The organism is Anoxybacillus sp. EFIL, assembly GCF_013096955.1.
Classification (GTDB): domain Bacteria; phylum Bacillota; class Bacilli; order Bacillales; family Anoxybacillaceae; genus Anoxybacillus; species Anoxybacillus ayderensis.
In genome coordinates this window covers 153,572-166,335 of the sequence record NZ_SDLH01000003.1, presented here as the reverse complement: position 1 = coordinate 166,335, position 12,764 = coordinate 153,572, and the positions used below count along the sequence as shown (strand labels likewise).

30 protein-coding genes are annotated in these 12,764 nt (G+C 40.4%); 25 read left to right on the top strand and 5 right to left on the bottom strand.

Going from position 1 to position 12,764, the window contains the following annotated elements; translation table 11 throughout:
• Nucleotides 1-20: 20 nt before the first annotated feature.
• The 4 genes from ES017_RS06935 to ES017_RS06920 form a co-directional block, all read right to left on the bottom strand.
• Nucleotides 21-740: a DUF5131 family protein gene (locus ES017_RS06935; RefSeq protein WP_171334928.1), complete on the bottom strand. Its 720-nt coding sequence runs from the start codon at nt 738-740 to the stop codon at nt 21-23.
• 66 nt (nt 741-806) lie between these two features.
• Nucleotides 807-1,952 carry a three-Cys-motif partner protein TcmP gene (locus ES017_RS06930; RefSeq protein WP_171334927.1) on the bottom strand — a complete coding sequence of 382 codons (1,146 nt, stop codon included), beginning with the start codon at nt 1,950-1,952 and terminating at the stop codon, nt 807-809.
• Between the two features lie 158 nt (nt 1,953-2,110).
• Nucleotides 2,111-2,737, bottom strand: a complete 627-nt coding sequence (locus tag ES017_RS06925; protein ID WP_171334926.1) for an HIRAN domain-containing protein — start codon at nt 2,735-2,737, stop codon at nt 2,111-2,113.
• Between the two features lie 23 nt (nt 2,738-2,760).
• Nucleotides 2,761-3,177, bottom strand: coding sequence for a helix-turn-helix domain-containing protein (locus tag ES017_RS06920; RefSeq protein WP_171334925.1), 417 nt, complete (start codon nt 3,175-3,177; stop codon nt 2,761-2,763).
• A 171-nt stretch (nt 3,178-3,348) separates the two neighbouring features.
• On the opposite strand from ES017_RS06920, the gene ES017_RS06915 reads away from it, so the two are divergent.
• Both ES017_RS06915 and ES017_RS06910 read left to right on the top strand, forming a co-directional pair.
• Entirely contained in the window at nt 3,349-3,594 is a 246-nt protein-coding gene (locus ES017_RS06915; RefSeq protein ID WP_171334924.1) for a helix-turn-helix transcriptional regulator, read from the top strand.
• Between the two features lie 56 nt (nt 3,595-3,650).
• Nucleotides 3,651-3,974 (top strand): hypothetical protein, encoded by a 324-nt coding sequence (locus tag ES017_RS06910; protein ID WP_171334923.1) that lies wholly within the window; start codon nt 3,651-3,653, stop codon nt 3,972-3,974.
• A 2-nt stretch (nt 3,975-3,976) separates the two neighbouring features.
• Here the strand turns inward: ES017_RS06910 and ES017_RS06905 are convergent, their stop codons facing one another.
• Nucleotides 3,977-4,324, bottom strand: coding sequence for a hypothetical protein (locus tag ES017_RS06905; protein WP_171334922.1), 348 nt, complete (start codon nt 4,322-4,324; stop codon nt 3,977-3,979).
• A gap of 140 nt (nt 4,325-4,464) precedes the next feature.
• On the opposite strand from ES017_RS06905, the gene ES017_RS06900 reads away from it, so the two are divergent.
• From ES017_RS06900 to ES017_RS06795, 23 genes are all read left to right on the top strand, one after another.
• Nucleotides 4,465-4,722 (top strand): DUF771 domain-containing protein, encoded by a 258-nt coding sequence (locus tag ES017_RS06900; RefSeq protein WP_081253614.1) that lies wholly within the window; start codon nt 4,465-4,467, stop codon nt 4,720-4,722.
• Nucleotides 4,723-4,805: 83 nt separating this feature from the next.
• Nucleotides 4,806-5,327, top strand: a complete 522-nt coding sequence (locus ES017_RS06895; protein WP_171334921.1) for a helix-turn-helix domain-containing protein — start codon at nt 4,806-4,808, stop codon at nt 5,325-5,327.
• Between the two features lie 13 nt (nt 5,328-5,340).
• A complete protein-coding gene (locus ES017_RS06890) occupies nt 5,341-5,520 on the top strand; it encodes a hypothetical protein (protein WP_171334920.1) in 180 nt (59 codons plus the stop codon).
• Nucleotides 5,520-5,690 (top strand): hypothetical protein, encoded by a 171-nt coding sequence (locus tag ES017_RS06885; protein WP_171334919.1) that lies wholly within the window; start codon nt 5,520-5,522, stop codon nt 5,688-5,690. Before ES017_RS06890 ends, ES017_RS06885 begins: the two co-directional genes overlap by 1 nt.
• A gap of 272 nt (nt 5,691-5,962) precedes the next feature.
• Nucleotides 5,963-6,217 carry a hypothetical protein gene (locus ES017_RS06880; protein WP_171334918.1) on the top strand — a complete coding sequence of 85 codons (255 nt, stop codon included), beginning with the start codon at nt 5,963-5,965 and terminating at the stop codon, nt 6,215-6,217.
• Nucleotides 6,218-6,221: 4 nt separating this feature from the next.
• A complete protein-coding gene (locus ES017_RS06875; protein ID WP_171334917.1) occupies nt 6,222-6,551 on the top strand; it encodes a zinc-finger domain-containing protein in 330 nt (109 codons plus the stop codon).
• Nucleotides 6,552-6,816: 265 nt separating this feature from the next.
• Entirely contained in the window at nt 6,817-7,773 is a 957-nt protein-coding gene (locus ES017_RS06870) for a DnaD domain-containing protein (protein ID WP_171334916.1), read from the top strand.
• Nucleotides 7,774-7,782: 9 nt separating this feature from the next.
• Nucleotides 7,783-7,983, top strand: a complete 201-nt coding sequence (locus tag ES017_RS06865) for a hypothetical protein (protein WP_009362110.1) — start codon at nt 7,783-7,785, stop codon at nt 7,981-7,983.
• Nucleotides 7,980-8,150: a Fur-regulated basic protein FbpA gene (locus ES017_RS06860; RefSeq protein ID WP_368737188.1), complete on the top strand. Its 171-nt coding sequence runs from the start codon at nt 7,980-7,982 to the stop codon at nt 8,148-8,150. Before ES017_RS06865 ends, ES017_RS06860 begins: the two co-directional genes overlap by 4 nt.
• The gene (locus ES017_RS16095) at nt 8,125-8,247 is read left to right on the top strand and encodes a hypothetical protein (protein ID WP_019417147.1); all 123 of its coding nucleotides are present in this window, start codon (nt 8,125-8,127) and stop codon (nt 8,245-8,247) included. Before ES017_RS06860 ends, ES017_RS16095 begins: the two co-directional genes overlap by 26 nt.
• A complete protein-coding gene (locus ES017_RS06855; protein ID WP_167333728.1) occupies nt 8,244-8,408 on the top strand; it encodes a hypothetical protein in 165 nt (54 codons plus the stop codon). The genes ES017_RS16095 and ES017_RS06855 overlap by 4 nt, the downstream gene beginning before the upstream one ends.
• The gene (locus tag ES017_RS06850; RefSeq protein WP_253263366.1) at nt 8,405-8,887 is read left to right on the top strand and encodes a dUTP diphosphatase; all 483 of its coding nucleotides are present in this window, start codon (nt 8,405-8,407) and stop codon (nt 8,885-8,887) included. Before ES017_RS06855 ends, ES017_RS06850 begins: the two co-directional genes overlap by 4 nt.
• 1 nt (nt 8,888) lies before the next feature.
• The gene (locus ES017_RS06845) at nt 8,889-9,149 is read left to right on the top strand and encodes a hypothetical protein (protein WP_075039656.1); all 261 of its coding nucleotides are present in this window, start codon (nt 8,889-8,891) and stop codon (nt 9,147-9,149) included.
• Entirely contained in the window at nt 9,146-9,283 is a 138-nt protein-coding gene (locus ES017_RS06840; RefSeq protein WP_019417143.1) for a hypothetical protein, read from the top strand. The genes ES017_RS06845 and ES017_RS06840 overlap by 4 nt, the downstream gene beginning before the upstream one ends.
• 63 nt (nt 9,284-9,346) lie before the next feature.
• Nucleotides 9,347-9,556 (top strand): XtrA/YqaO family protein, encoded by a 210-nt coding sequence (locus tag ES017_RS06835; RefSeq protein ID WP_019417142.1) that lies wholly within the window; start codon nt 9,347-9,349, stop codon nt 9,554-9,556.
• Between the two features lies 1 nt (nt 9,557).
• Entirely contained in the window at nt 9,558-9,746 is a 189-nt protein-coding gene (locus tag ES017_RS15930) for an FmdB family zinc ribbon protein (protein ID WP_019417141.1), read from the top strand.
• A gap of 9 nt (nt 9,747-9,755) precedes the next feature.
• Nucleotides 9,756-9,980: a hypothetical protein gene (locus tag ES017_RS06825; RefSeq protein WP_019417140.1), complete on the top strand. Its 225-nt coding sequence runs from the start codon at nt 9,756-9,758 to the stop codon at nt 9,978-9,980.
• A 203-nt stretch (nt 9,981-10,183) separates the two neighbouring features.
• The gene (locus ES017_RS06820) at nt 10,184-10,384 is read left to right on the top strand and encodes a hypothetical protein (RefSeq protein ID WP_143249235.1); all 201 of its coding nucleotides are present in this window, start codon (nt 10,184-10,186) and stop codon (nt 10,382-10,384) included.
• A gap of 33 nt (nt 10,385-10,417) precedes the next feature.
• Nucleotides 10,418-10,681 (top strand): hypothetical protein, encoded by a 264-nt coding sequence (locus tag ES017_RS06815; RefSeq protein WP_019417137.1) that lies wholly within the window; start codon nt 10,418-10,420, stop codon nt 10,679-10,681.
• Between the two features lie 15 nt (nt 10,682-10,696).
• Entirely contained in the window at nt 10,697-11,437 is a 741-nt protein-coding gene (locus ES017_RS06810; RefSeq protein WP_019417136.1) for a phage antirepressor Ant, read from the top strand.
• Between the two features lie 127 nt (nt 11,438-11,564).
• Entirely contained in the window at nt 11,565-11,750 is a 186-nt protein-coding gene (locus ES017_RS06805) for a hypothetical protein (RefSeq protein WP_171334914.1), read from the top strand.
• A 14-nt stretch (nt 11,751-11,764) separates the two neighbouring features.
• Nucleotides 11,765-12,202, top strand: a complete 438-nt coding sequence (locus ES017_RS06800) for an ArpU family phage packaging/lysis transcriptional regulator (protein WP_019417134.1) — start codon at nt 11,765-11,767, stop codon at nt 12,200-12,202.
• Complete coding sequence (locus tag ES017_RS06795) at nt 12,199-12,741, top strand: site-specific integrase (RefSeq protein WP_019417133.1); 543 nt, start codon at nt 12,199-12,201, stop codon at nt 12,739-12,741. Before ES017_RS06800 ends, ES017_RS06795 begins: the two co-directional genes overlap by 4 nt.
• Nucleotides 12,742-12,764 lie beyond the last annotated feature (23 nt).

The following is a 12,764-nucleotide window of genomic DNA, read 5'->3' as shown; positions in this document are numbered from 1 at the left end:
AAAAAGCCCTAGTGTTAGGGCTAAGTAGTAACTAATGTTGGATATTCATCGTATGTTTTGTTATCTAGTATACGACCTGTTCTGTGCTTCTGAACTCCACCCCATTGTTTGAAGAAAAATGCTACATTCTGCTGATGACATTGATCCCTGATACTTCGAACCCATTCAATTTTCATTGGTCGTGCCCCAGGACCGGATTCGCCACCGACAATGACCCAGTGTATATTTGTAAGGTCTAGGTTGTCTAACGGACCGATAAGTGGCTCACAAGATAAAAATCTGATTTGAGCAGGAACTTGACGTAACAAATCAATTCGCGATTTCACTTGTTCATTCTCTACACTTGTTCCCATCCAAATGTTTGGAGTGAAATTCAGAGATGGCGAGAGTTTCAAAAGTCTTTCGGGACGCTTAGTGAGAATTTGATAAGTATGGTGCGGCGTTTCGTTCATCGTTTGAAATACCTGTTGAATAAATTCAAGCGGAACATCTTTGTGAAATAGATCTGACATGGAATTCACAAAAATTTTCCTTGGTTTCTTCCAACTGCGTGGCAGATCAATGAGATCGTGATGTAGTGTTACATTAAAACCGTTTTTATAACGCGGATTTCCCATTGCGTGCAGTCTGTTTGCCATGCGTAACGCATAGCAGTTGCGACAACCTTCAGAAACTTTTGTGCATCCAGTGACAGGGTTCCAAGTGGCTTCCGTCCACTCAATACTTGAGTTACCAGCCATGTTTATCCCTCCTATTAGGGATATTATACAACAAAATCTCTCCATGCAAAAGCAAAAATAAGAACACTAGTTCTTAGGAGGGAATGTAATTTTGACTGTGTCTGCTAATGTGCGTACACCTTTGATTATCTTTCTTTTTTCAGCTGGTGGATCTGCTGATATTTTGGTTTCTTCCTCTAGTCTTCGAAGAGCTTCTTTATAATTTGGTTTAGTGAATGGAGTTCCTACATGGTGTTTTTGATAAATTTGCTCCACAGTTAAAGTTTTACCTGCAAATGTACATAGTAAATCCTGTCCTAAACTATCGAGAGGTCTTTCGTATTGAGATAATAAAGAAAGCTGAACATTTTGGTATTTCTCAATATGTTTAACTGGTATATAAGAGAAACTTGCAACTCCGTCATCCTTTAAGCTGCTTTCGCTGGCCATAATATCTTTCATAATCGAGTAGCCTAACACATGTTTCGATACGAAAATGAGGTAATGACTTGTCTTGTTTTTCTTTTCATCTAAAAATCGAAACGGTAAAACATAGTTAGCCCGATTATTCGATAGAGTTTCTGCTAATTCATTCACAATATATAATTCTTTCTCTTCTGGTGTTAGATTTTTGATTTTTAAACGCATTTCACCAGCTCTTTCTGGACCAAACAATGCATCCATATGTTCTTTTACTAATGGATTGTTTAGTCCCATGCTAATTCTGTTATAGTTAAAAAAGAATATACAGTCAGAGCCAAAGTCTTTAATTAATGCATTGACAAGGTTAGTAGTTAATCCTTTATAACCCCAAGGATCGATGAATGCAAGAGTAGGTATTAAATTCATTCCTGAAAAGATTTGAGCAATTTCGTCACCAACAACTGAATTTAATATCTGGGGCTTGTAGGTCAGTGTATCTATATTTGGAATGACTTGTATATTTTTTTGTAACTCTTCAACGAATTTTGGATCCGCATCATTAAAAATGGTTAACACGCTTTTACGAAGTTTGTCATCTTTAACACATTTTTCGAGAATGATTAAAGGAGTTGAATTTTCTCCCGTTTCGAATTTCCCAGGACCACTAAATAAATCTATGTATGCTACTCTACCAGTTCGCGAGCGTGGAATCAAAATTTGGGTCCAAGCACCGAAATATTTGGTTAGTATAGCTGTCTTAACCTTTGATTGTTCACGTTGATTAGCAAAGAATTTTGTTGAATTAGTCATAATCCCTCTCCCTTTCGACTGTGTAATGATTAATTTTTAAAAATAAAAACACCTAAAATGTTTATCTATGCCCTAGGTGTTTAGCCACGTTGATTTTATTCTTCACATTCATCTTATGAGTAACCCATCTTGATTCATTGTTTTCTTGCTCCGATACATTAAAGAATAACGATCAGAACCGAAATAATAATTATGATGATAAAAACCAAACATCCACACCCTAAACAGCTGAATTTTGTTTTTTCTTTTTGTTTTTTTGCGCCTTCGGTATTCTGTTGTTTAGGTACAGTATCCTTAACTACGTGCATTTGTGTATTATGTATTTGCGTATCTTGACTTGCATTTGTAACATCCATTGCTGGTTCTTTATTATTGATTGGATAGACAAAAGTGTTTGGCTTAATCTTAATCTCGTTAATGAATGTGTTGTCCTCTTCCTCTGGATGCGGATCTAAAATAAGTTTGATATTGCAGCCATAAGATTTGTCATCGTATCCCCCAGTAACAGCTGTCACAAAACATGCAACGCGCATCCCTTTATCCATCTGGGGAGCTAGTCTAGATGCTAAATCTTTATTTATATACCCCAGCTGTTCGCCATATTCATTCCATACCGAAATAGCGTTTGGATCATGTTCGTTATCAGGTTCTCTTTCCAAAAATAATTCTTCGCCCTCATAGCACTCAGCGATTAGCTCTTGTCGTGATGTACCATCTTCATTTTTTCGTGTAACGCCTACAATTTTTGTGTTAATAACTCTTTCTATTGTTATCCCCTCCTGCAAAATAAAAAAGACACCTTGTCTATTTATTCTTCGGTGTCTTTTCCTGGTGACTTATTTTTTTGTGCAGCTTTATGCGCTACCCACTCGAAATGTTGAATAATCTCCCTAATTTCGTCTTCGGTTAGATGCTTCCACTTCTCAATATCAAAGAATCCCATCTGCTCGATTCCATACTCTTTGATGAGCTGATTAATCCTCGCCAGTGTACCTAATTCCTCATTGTCGCTCTCTGGCGGATTCGGATCATCGGTGCGACCGAGTAGGTAGTCGGTGGTGACGTTGAAAAACTGCGCCAATCTATTGATGGTATCAATGTCCGGTTGGCTTTGTCCGTTTTCGTATTTCGAGTAGCCTTGGCGAGTTATTCCTAAAAAATCAGCCATATCTTGATGTGTTAGCTTCTTTTGCAATCTCAACGTTTTAAGTCTAACAGGGAACATTTAAAATCCCCTTTCTTACGCATCTGTTTTTATTATAAAGCAACATATTGTTGCTATAAACAAAAATTAATTACTAGCAACAAAAAATTGCTGATTAATATTGACAGTAACTTTTTGTTGCGTATAATTAAAAATAACAAAGCAACTTTTGGTTGCTGGGAGGTGAGTTTTATGACTAAAGAACAACTTAGAGAAACCCTTGTGCAGGCAAGAGAAAGTAAAAATTTGACCCAAGAACAAGTTGTAGAACTATCTGGATTAAGCATCACGCGGCAGTACTATGGGATGATCGAGAACGGCGAGCGAAGACCATCCGTAGATGTTGCTAAAAAAATAGCTCCTGTTCTTGGAGTAAGCTGGACAATTTTTTTTGAAGTAGATAGCAACCAAAAGTTACGTAATATAACATCAGCATAGCAAGCCTTTGCTCCTTGACAACTCAATCCACTATGACATGAAAGGAGGTGAGTAAGATGAGCGTTCTAAACAAATACGTGATTATCGCCCATTTTCATCTTATGTTAAGACAGAATAATTTCAGTGAAGCAGACCTAAAAGAAGCGGTCGATCTGCTTCACAAAGAGCTGTTCCCAGAGGTTTGGGCGAAGATTAACGCCAAGTTAGAAAAGGAAGCCGCCGCGGCAACGACGGCTAAACCACCACATATAGGGGATAAGCATTACCAACTTTGTAAAGATATTTTTGAGATCCTATCAAAACATCATTTATTGGTTCATGAGGCATACACAGTTTTAGAACAAGTAAAGTCAGTCATTGGATATACGCCAATTCGTTAACGTTAATTTAATCTCGTTTTAAGTTCGTTGAATATATTTTCTAAATTGTTTAACTCGATGTAAGACCATTGAAGATCACTATTTTCCTGCAACGAGCCTAAGAACTCTTTATTGAGGATGCCGAACTGGTGAACGAAATCTTCAAACTCTTGAATTTCGCCTCGTTGATAATTTTGTGAGTAAAAATATTGAGCGAGCTTGGCACACTGAAAAGCTTGGTTCATGAATTGTAAAGAAACAGACAGGTTTTTAAATTCACTAAACCCACGGATTGCTTGTTCAGCATTGAATACACATTCATACGAAAACTGCAGTAGCAATTCTTTACGATGATCGATACGACCTAACATGATGTTCACCTCCTTCCTGCCGTATTCATTCGCCAAGAAGGAGGAAATTCCTACAAAAAACGACCTGACTGAAACAAGGTTTACGAACAACCATAGTAACGGAAATGAGCGATGTTTTAATGCAAAGGAGGTAGGTTTAATTGGATAAAATCTGGTGGTCCATGCAAGATCTCAAAGAACGAACAGGCTATAGCGAGGATTGGCTCAAAGAGAACATCCTCTTGCATCCTCGCTATCGGCAAATGCTTGATTTAGAAAACGGTGGTTTTGTGTATTACCCAGAGAAAAAAGGAGAGCGTTGGTGCTTTATCGCATCGCGTATGGAGGAGTTTTTAGCCAAGTATTTCCGTGACATATTCACGACAAAGACCAACACAAAATCACGGATCGCTCAATGAACTTCCACTGTTCACGCTGGTTGTTCTAATGATACTGTAACATGCCATTCTCAATGGTGATGGTAGAAGGGGGAGAACAGAAAATGAAACGTGGTAGAGCGGCCGATGCGGTGAAAGCGGCACGGCAGGCGACAGGGATGACACAACAACAGCTTTCGTTTGAAATCTATGAATCTCGCGAAGCAGTTTCTCAGCAAGAAAACGGACGGTATCGAGTGCAACCGAACATATCGAAATATTTCACCGAAAAGCATAACAATCCATGGGTGGCGTTAGAAGCAGCAGCAGAATACACAGGCTGGGGACCAGTGAAGCTGGACGGTGAGGTCGTCGATCTTCACCGAGCAAGTGTGGCGATGAAAACGAAAGAGGAATTAACCGAAGCGCTACAAGCGATCGAAAATGTATGTGTAGCAAACCATCCGCGAGCGATTAGGGAGTACGATAAACAACACCTCGAAGAAGCGATTTTACAAGCAATAGATGCGATTGTAGCGCTCACACAATACGTCGCAGTTATATGTGTTGATTATGGTTTTTCATGGCTCAACATGTGGAAGAAACATCGTACAAAGTTGCAGACGAAAGGATTTATTCGAAAATAAGGGGGAAAATCAAATGATTCAGTTACCAGACCTATCGAAAATGACGGACGTCGAGGCGATTCATTTTTACACAAGCGAATTTTCGCGGCTCTCACGGGAAGGACAGCTCAACAGTGAATACGGCAAAGCGTTGCTGGAGTGGAAAAAGGAAATGAACAAACGATTAGAACAGTCACGAAAGGAGTGGTGGTAATGTACTTTGTAATCACAGCAAGTCGGGTAATGACAGCGCGTGAGGTAAGAGAATTATGTGCCGAGTTGCGTAATGACCCAGCGTTGCTATTAGCGTTAGAACTTACGGTAAAACAAGAGTGGTACAAACGAAAAATGGCCAGTGCGCCAACACTAGCCATCGCTCAATAAACAATCAACCTTTGACCTAATCATATTCTAGCATAAACGATTTGCGAAAGGAAGGGCAAGCGTATGCTTGCCGATTGGAGTACAAGCAACAGGTATCTCCCAGCCTGAAAATGGGCGTGTCCCCCAGCCCATGAGCTTGTACTTCAATCGGTGCGCATGCACACTAGACCGAGCGAGAGCGGGCGACGATCCAAAAGGGGAGCCGCGCCAGAATACATGCATATGGTCATTGCGAAGACGTCTAGTCATTCATTCAGAAGGAGGAAGAGGTTATGCAAGATATGCTCTTTTTGCAAGAAGAGGATTTGTTACAAAAGGCATCGCGGTGCATCGAGTACATACAAGAATCGCTTCGAAACTGCGACTATGAAACAGCGAAAATCGAAATGTTGGAGTTGCGTTTTTTATTAGACGAATTGCAGGTAATTGAACAAAAGAAAAAACGTCGCGCGCAGCTTTTTGAAGTTGTCGCTGACATGAGAAAACGGGGCATTCAAATTGATTTTGTCTCACGATTGCTAGGGTGATGGTATGACGCGGGAAGAGAAAAAACAAATTCGTTTGCAAATCTTGCAATTGCTAGACAAGTGTACAGGATGCAAAGAACGGCATCACGGTACACAAAGCGTATGCATCATAAGTTGTCCGATCGGAAAGCAAATGCAACAGCTATCTGTATTGTTATCGAAAGAAAGCCCTCGCATAAAAAGAGGGAAATGGACTGAAGAAGAAGAGTTTTACCTATGGCAACATAAAGACATTTTCGATATTTCAGATCTTGCAGCTCGTTTGGAACGAAGTGAGATATCCGTATATTCAAAGTTGCGCCAGCTTGAGAAAAAGAATGTTTTGCCTTGTTAGAAGGGAGGTCACGAAGCATCACTACATTGTATGCTTCATGCGTGTAAATATGCTATTTGAAGTTGAATTCGCAACAAAGGAAAACGGCTATTTCGAAACGATTCATACGGCACTCATTCACGCGCTCACTGTGTCCGAGTGCCGCCAAATCGCGTTAGAAATAGCCAAACAACTAGGAAAAGGTGATATACAGGTTTTTATTTCAGACTTCTAGGATTATTATGCCAAAACGGAGTGCGGAAAGCAAGGGAGGAAGGGGATATACATGGCGACAAGACTTTTAATGGATGAAGAGCCGTTAGTGATTTTACCGTCACTAGCGGCTACGATCGGCTTGAATGAAAGTATCGTGCTGCAGCAGTTACATTACTGGCTTGAGCGAAGCAATCACATTCACGAAGGTTATAAGTGGGTATACAACACATACGAGGAGTGGCAAGAGCAATTCCCATTTTGGTCGATCAGCACGATTCGCCGCATTATCAACAAGTTGGAAGAAAAGGGGCTTATTATTGTCAGTAATTTTAATAAGTCCAAAATCGATAAAACAAAATGGTATCGCATTGATTATGAGAAACTCACTCAATTTGAACAGACGACTGTTCAAAATGACACCTCGACTGCTCAAAATGAACAGACGACTGACGAAATCGACAGTCCATCTGCTCAAAATGAACAGTCCATCTGTTCAAAATGGACAGACGAAGCGCTCAATTTGAACAGACCAATACCAGAGAATACTACAGAGATTACTACAGAGAAAAAAGAAGAAGTAGAAGAAGCACGCGTGCGCGAGAATCCATTCGCTTTCTTTGAACAAAACGGATTTGGCACGATTGGTGGCTACATAAGCGAAAAGATTTCAACTTGGATCGATGACACATCTGAAACACTGGTTTTAGAAGCGATGAAAATTGCAGTAGAAAATGGCGTCAAGACATGGAAGTACGTTGAAACCATTTTGCGCGACTGGGTAGACAAGGGATATCAAACCGTCGAACAAGTGCATGCAGCACAAAAAGCATTTAAAGAGCAGCAATCCAAGAAGCGTAATGGTTCTAGCACGAATAGGAAAAAAGCCGTTCGAACGGAAGTTATTCCAGACTGGCTTAACACCGATTATTCGCAATATGAACAAAAAGCCGAGACGGATCAAGAAGCGCTCGAACGCAAACGGCGTGAGTTAGAAGAGCGACTGAAAAAATATCGCAATGATGACTAGGTGAACGCTATGCCGTACCCGATTTGGATTCGCTTAGAGTATCGAAACGACGTTGGGAGAATTGTTGGTTTCACTGGAAGCATTCAATCCGAAGCAGCGTTACGTGACGTGTTAGAGCGATACGAGATTACTAGAGAACATCTTGTTTCGCTTGAAATCAACGGCAAACCATACTCGTTGTCAAAACTTGATCGCTTTTTTCGGAGGTGAAGCAGTTGCTTTTACTCAAACATGTATTGATTCAGCGTCTACGGCGAAAGGGCGTTTTCGTTGCAACAGACGGGCGAGCGCTATCAAAACTGACGATCGAAGAAATTCAACGGGAATACGAGCGAATGGAGGGTAATCACGATGAATTGGTCAAAAGCAACGCTTAGACAGCTATATGTCATTGTTCGCTATGAAGATTGTCCGAATCGATACAAACAAATGGCGCTTGAAGAAATTCAAAAGCGATTGGGGGAATTGCGATGAGCCGTAAATCATTACATGGCCCAGTTGTCGTCAGTTACTTAACGCCAGAAGAGTTAGAGGCGTACCGAAGCCGTCCACGCAAAAAATATTACGACGAAGATAACCGTCGAATCATTGATTGGCGCTGGCCACAAAACAGAAAGAAAAGGGGAGCAAAATGATGGATTTATCCAAGCTTTTTGACATGCAGCGGGAACTGGATGAGCGGATTGAGAAGCATCATCCAAGGCAACCTGATGACAGAAGAATTTACTCTAAGTTACTTGCCTTACTCGTAGAGATCGGGGAGCTGGCAAACGAAACTCGATGCTTTAAGTTTTGGAGCAACAAAGGACCTTCATCGAAAGAAAAAATTCTTGAAGAAGGCGCAGATGTATTGCATTTTCTCTTGTCGATTGGCAACGAGATTCATGTTAAACCGTCAATTGAAATTATCCCAATCAAAAAAATATCGCTCGATGCACAATTTTTAGCGCTATACGACCAAGCAAGGCTCGCGAACATTAAAGAGCAATGGGAATGGACGTTCAATCTCTATGTCGGATTAATGGAAACGCTCGGATTTACTTGGGATGAAGTTGAGGCAGCGTATATGCGCAAAAATGCAGTCAACCATCATCGCCAGGAAAGTGGGTATTGAGATGGACGCGAAGCATTGGATGAACGAGCTTAACAAAAACCAAATACTTCGCAACGTGCAAAAATTGCTCGAAACACAAACGGAAAAGGGGATTGAAAAATACGGCACAACCGTCAATCCAAGTGACTACACATTTGTCGGATGGTTAGAGCACTTGCAACAGGAAATGGTCGATGCCATCGTATATTGCGAAGTGCTGAAATTTAAATACGCGCACTTAGTTGCGCTTGAGAAGATAAATTCGGACGTGAATGCTGAATGAAACGTCGTAAGCGGAAAGCCAAGTGGTATTTGCTATATCGAAAGGAAAATCGCGATGCGGTTTATGTATATGAGCCGTTGCGCAAGTATGAGCTACAAAGCCGACTTCGACGCGGATGGAAAGTGATTGGATAAAATAAAAAAGCCGGGACTCCTCCCGACAGCCTAACTTCATTATACCACAACGGAGGGATTCCGGTGAGTAAAAGAGCACAAGAGTTGCAGATTGATACAGATAATATGATCGTTTCACACCCCGTCGTGCCAGGGAAGGTGCTTGTGATTGTCGTTGACGGCGTGCAAGGGAAAGCGAAAGTAGCGGAAGCGGTTGAGCATGGATATACGATTATTGAAACAGCAAAAGGAAAAACCGCGCGGATAAAATACGAGGAAAGCGAGTTGTTTTGAAGTGAAAATTGCGGTTCATGTGTATGAATGCAAGGGTTGTGAAGTGGTGTTTGCAGTTTCGCAAGACTTCGAAGAACAGCATCTTGTGCAATGTCCAATTTGTAAAAGTGATAAAGCGTTAAAAGGATTATCGGATGGTGAATTACGAATGAAACGAGGGCAACAGTTGAGGGCATTTATAACCTTATGAGGTGATAGCGTGATTAAATTGCCGCCAATTTCTGAAGACGATGTATTGGAGCTAAAGGATTACATCAGCTTTTCCGAAAGTGCATTTGGATCCCCGGAGAGCGAATTTTTACGTCAGCTTTTTGACTTTCTATACGACAAATACGAAGAAATCGAAGCCGAGCGATGGCGTAATGATCCACAAAACTGGGGCACATACAGCAAATGGCCACGTGAAGATGATTTGCCGTTTTAGGAGGCGTAGTTAATGAGGAAACACGGAGATAAAGTTGAAGTTAGTTTCAATGTTCAACTTCCCATTAATGTGTGTAGTAAATGTCATGTAGAATTCGTTTTACTTTATGTAGCAGATCATTGCAATGAGATATGGGAGCAAGTAGCGAATGGATTTGGATTACTTCATTGCCCTTACTGTGGAGAAAAATTGTGGTGGGAAAAGTGAGACTACGAAAAGTATATAACTGTCTTTTTGAGAATGAAGCAGAGCAGGAACTTCTGTACGTGCATGGGGAGGACTTCGACGGAAACATTGTTTATGAATATTGCGATGGAACGTTTCAGTTGCATAAAATGACGAAACATCAGCTGATCGAAAAGTATAGTAGAGTATGGATTTCTCCATTAAAAGAAGATTTGTAGTACAAATATTATACAAACAGGAGGACCCCTAAAATGGAACATGATTTAAAAGTGCTAAGACAGTATTACGACAAGGTGTTAATCAACGAATATTACGCAACACCAGAAATTGATCCAGACATCGCAAATAAAATCGTTGGCGGGTTGATTTTATATATGAATATCGCTGAGAAACAACAAGCAAAAATCGAGAAGTACGAAAATGCATTAAAAGAAGTGATTCAAGCCGTTTATGATGCAAAGCGATTCACACAAGAATTTAACGATATGGTTGGTTTTGATTTCTTTGAGGATTGAGTGAGGTGAAGAAGAATGAACCAATTACAAAAGGTGTTTACTTACAGTGGCAATCAAGTGAGAACGATTATAAAAAATGACGCAGTTTGGTTTGTAGCAAAGGATGTATGTGAAATTCTGGACATCGCTGACGCCAGAAAGGCTGTCCAAAGGCTTGATGAAGATGAGCGGAGTTTAATTCCGGTCATCGATTCGCTAGGAAGAAAGCAAGAAACATTCATTGTAAACGAACCAGGGTTATATGCATTAATTTTAGGGAGCCGGAAACAGGAAGCGCGTCAATTTAAACGCTGGATTACGCATGAGGTTATTCCAACGATTAGAAAAACCGGCGGCTATGTAGCGAATGATGATTTATTTGTAGAAACGTATCTCAAGCACGCCGATGAACAAACGAAACTATTATTTCGCGCTACATTAGAAACCGTTAGAAAACAAAATGAGCAGATTGCCATGATGCAACCAAAAGCCGATTATTTTGACGCACTTGTTGATCGGCGGTTGCTGACAAACTTCCGTGACACAGCAAAAGAGTTAAAAGTGAAGCCAAAAGCTTTTGTTGAGTGGCTTATTGATAAGAAATACATTTATCGTGATCAGAAAGGAAAGCTGAAACCGTATGCTCAATATGTTCCGTCTTTGTTTGAATTGAAAGAATGGGAACGAAATGGACGAGCTGACGTGCAAACGCTCGTTACTCCGAAAGGAAGAGAAACGTTCCGAATCTTGTTACAAAAGACAGCTGTTTTGATATAATGGAATTAAAACCAAATATGTCCAAGACCGAGAGCGTGAGGACACTGATTGTACAGGATAGCAAAGTTATCTCTGTATGATTGGTGTCCTCTTTTGTTTTATCAGAAAAACGAAAGGGAGAGGTACAATGCGAACAATCCAGCAGGAATTAAAAAAATGGATGAAAGTCAATAAAGTTCAGCAACGTCAGAAGAAAGCGCGTAAAAAGAAACGAGGAAAAGAGCGGCTGACGGAGCGAGATATTAAGGAATTAATGGGCGTTGGTCGACCAGTGTATAGACGCGGTAAGGGCGGGGCATTTCGACAGCGATAAGGAGGGATGGCGCAATGGAAAAGAAGTTAGAATTCATGCTTCCAGAGATTGATCGTGTTGCGACGAAAAAAGCAGTTGAAGCGGCATTAGAAAAATATCGTATATATTTGCTGACTTTACGATTGGATCAACTTCCGAAAGTCACGCAGAGCTACTCTCTCGTTTCAGCAGCAACTAATCAAATTCATTCCTCCACGGAAAATATTGCAATACGAAATGTTGATTATGAGTGGGAGAGGGAAGAATATATTAGGCGAGTTATTAATGTTGTTAATCGACTAAGCAAATGGGAAAGGGCAATCATTATTCAACGGTATATGTCTGAAGAAGATGTTTACGATTACGAAGTGTATAATGAACTTGGGATGAGCGAGCGGAAATATTATCGGTTGAAATCACGAGCGTTTTACAAACTTGCTTTTGCGCTTAGAATCGAGGTGTATAAAAAATGAATTTTGTACAGCCAATTCGCGATCAAGAAAAGATTCAAGCGATTAAGGAGTATTTAAAAGAGCAGAACGAACGTAATTATTTGTTATTTTTGCTTGGTATCAATACCGGTTTACGCATTTCGGATATTCTAAAGTTGAAAGTTGGAGATGTAAAGGGCACACATATTAATATCCGTGAGAAGAAGACCGGAAAACAAAAGCGTATTCGTATTACGCCAGCTTTAAAAAGAGAATTGAATCGGTATATTGTAGGGAAAAATGATGATGAGTATTTAATCAAAAGTCGCAACGGAAGAAATAAACCTATTGGTCGTAGCATGGCATACAAAATATTGCGCAAAGCAGCTGAACACTTCCGATTAAGTGAAATTGGCACGCACACACTTCGTAAAACATTCGGCTATCATTTTTATCAGCAGACGAAAGATGTGGCCATGCTACAAGAGATATTTAATCACTCATCACCAGAAATCACGCTTACGTACATCGGAGTCAATCAAGACTCAATGGATCGAGCTATGACAAAATTTAAAATTTGAACGAGCTCACTTATGAACATGGG

Excerpts from the sequence above, each read along its gene's own strand:
- ES017_RS06935 (WP_171334928.1), bottom strand. The coding sequence starts at position 740 with ATGGCTGGTAACTCAAGTATTGAGTGGACGGAAGCCACTTGGAACCCT.
- ES017_RS06915 (WP_171334924.1), top strand. The coding sequence starts at position 3,349 with ATGACTAAAGAACAACTTAGAGAAACCCTTGTGCAGGCAAGAGAAAGT.
- ES017_RS06865 (WP_009362110.1), top strand. The coding sequence starts at position 7,783 with ATGCCGTACCCGATTTGGATTCGCTTAGAGTATCGAAACGACGTTGGG.
- ES017_RS06850 (WP_253263366.1), top strand. The coding sequence starts at position 8,405 with ATGATGGATTTATCCAAGCTTTTTGACATGCAGCGGGAACTGGATGAG.
- ES017_RS16095 (WP_019417147.1), top strand. The coding sequence starts at position 8,125 with ATGAATTGGTCAAAAGCAACGCTTAGACAGCTATATGTCATTGTTCGC.
- ES017_RS06895 (WP_171334921.1), top strand. The coding sequence starts at position 4,806 with ATGAAACGTGGTAGAGCGGCCGATGCGGTGAAAGCGGCACGGCAGGCG.
- ES017_RS06930 (WP_171334927.1), bottom strand. The coding sequence starts at position 1,952 with ATGACTAATTCAACAAAATTCTTTGCTAATCAACGTGAACAATCAAAG.
- ES017_RS06910 (WP_171334923.1), top strand. The coding sequence starts at position 3,651 with ATGAGCGTTCTAAACAAATACGTGATTATCGCCCATTTTCATCTTATG.
- ES017_RS06880 (WP_171334918.1), top strand. The coding sequence starts at position 5,963 with ATGCAAGATATGCTCTTTTTGCAAGAAGAGGATTTGTTACAAAAGGCA.
- ES017_RS06885 (WP_171334919.1), top strand. The coding sequence starts at position 5,520 with ATGTACTTTGTAATCACAGCAAGTCGGGTAATGACAGCGCGTGAGGTA.
- ES017_RS06855 (WP_167333728.1), top strand. The coding sequence starts at position 8,244 with ATGAGCCGTAAATCATTACATGGCCCAGTTGTCGTCAGTTACTTAACG.
- ES017_RS06795 (WP_019417133.1), top strand. The coding sequence starts at position 12,199 with ATGAATTTTGTACAGCCAATTCGCGATCAAGAAAAGATTCAAGCGATT.
- ES017_RS06810 (WP_019417136.1), top strand. The coding sequence starts at position 10,697 with ATGAACCAATTACAAAAGGTGTTTACTTACAGTGGCAATCAAGTGAGA.
- ES017_RS06815 (WP_019417137.1), top strand. The coding sequence starts at position 10,418 with ATGGAACATGATTTAAAAGTGCTAAGACAGTATTACGACAAGGTGTTA.
- ES017_RS06875 (WP_171334917.1), top strand. The coding sequence starts at position 6,222 with ATGACGCGGGAAGAGAAAAAACAAATTCGTTTGCAAATCTTGCAATTG.
- ES017_RS06840 (WP_019417143.1), top strand. The coding sequence starts at position 9,146 with ATGAAACGTCGTAAGCGGAAAGCCAAGTGGTATTTGCTATATCGAAAG.
- ES017_RS06845 (WP_075039656.1), top strand. The coding sequence starts at position 8,889 with ATGGACGCGAAGCATTGGATGAACGAGCTTAACAAAAACCAAATACTT.
- ES017_RS06890 (WP_171334920.1), top strand. The coding sequence starts at position 5,341 with ATGATTCAGTTACCAGACCTATCGAAAATGACGGACGTCGAGGCGATT.
- ES017_RS06920 (WP_171334925.1), bottom strand. The coding sequence starts at position 3,177 with ATGTTCCCTGTTAGACTTAAAACGTTGAGATTGCAAAAGAAGCTAACA.
- ES017_RS06905 (WP_171334922.1), bottom strand. The coding sequence starts at position 4,324 with ATGTTAGGTCGTATCGATCATCGTAAAGAATTGCTACTGCAGTTTTCG.
- ES017_RS06870 (WP_171334916.1), top strand. The coding sequence starts at position 6,817 with ATGGCGACAAGACTTTTAATGGATGAAGAGCCGTTAGTGATTTTACCG.
- ES017_RS06800 (WP_019417134.1), top strand. The coding sequence starts at position 11,765 with ATGGAAAAGAAGTTAGAATTCATGCTTCCAGAGATTGATCGTGTTGCG.
- ES017_RS06805 (WP_171334914.1), top strand. The coding sequence starts at position 11,565 with ATGCGAACAATCCAGCAGGAATTAAAAAAATGGATGAAAGTCAATAAA.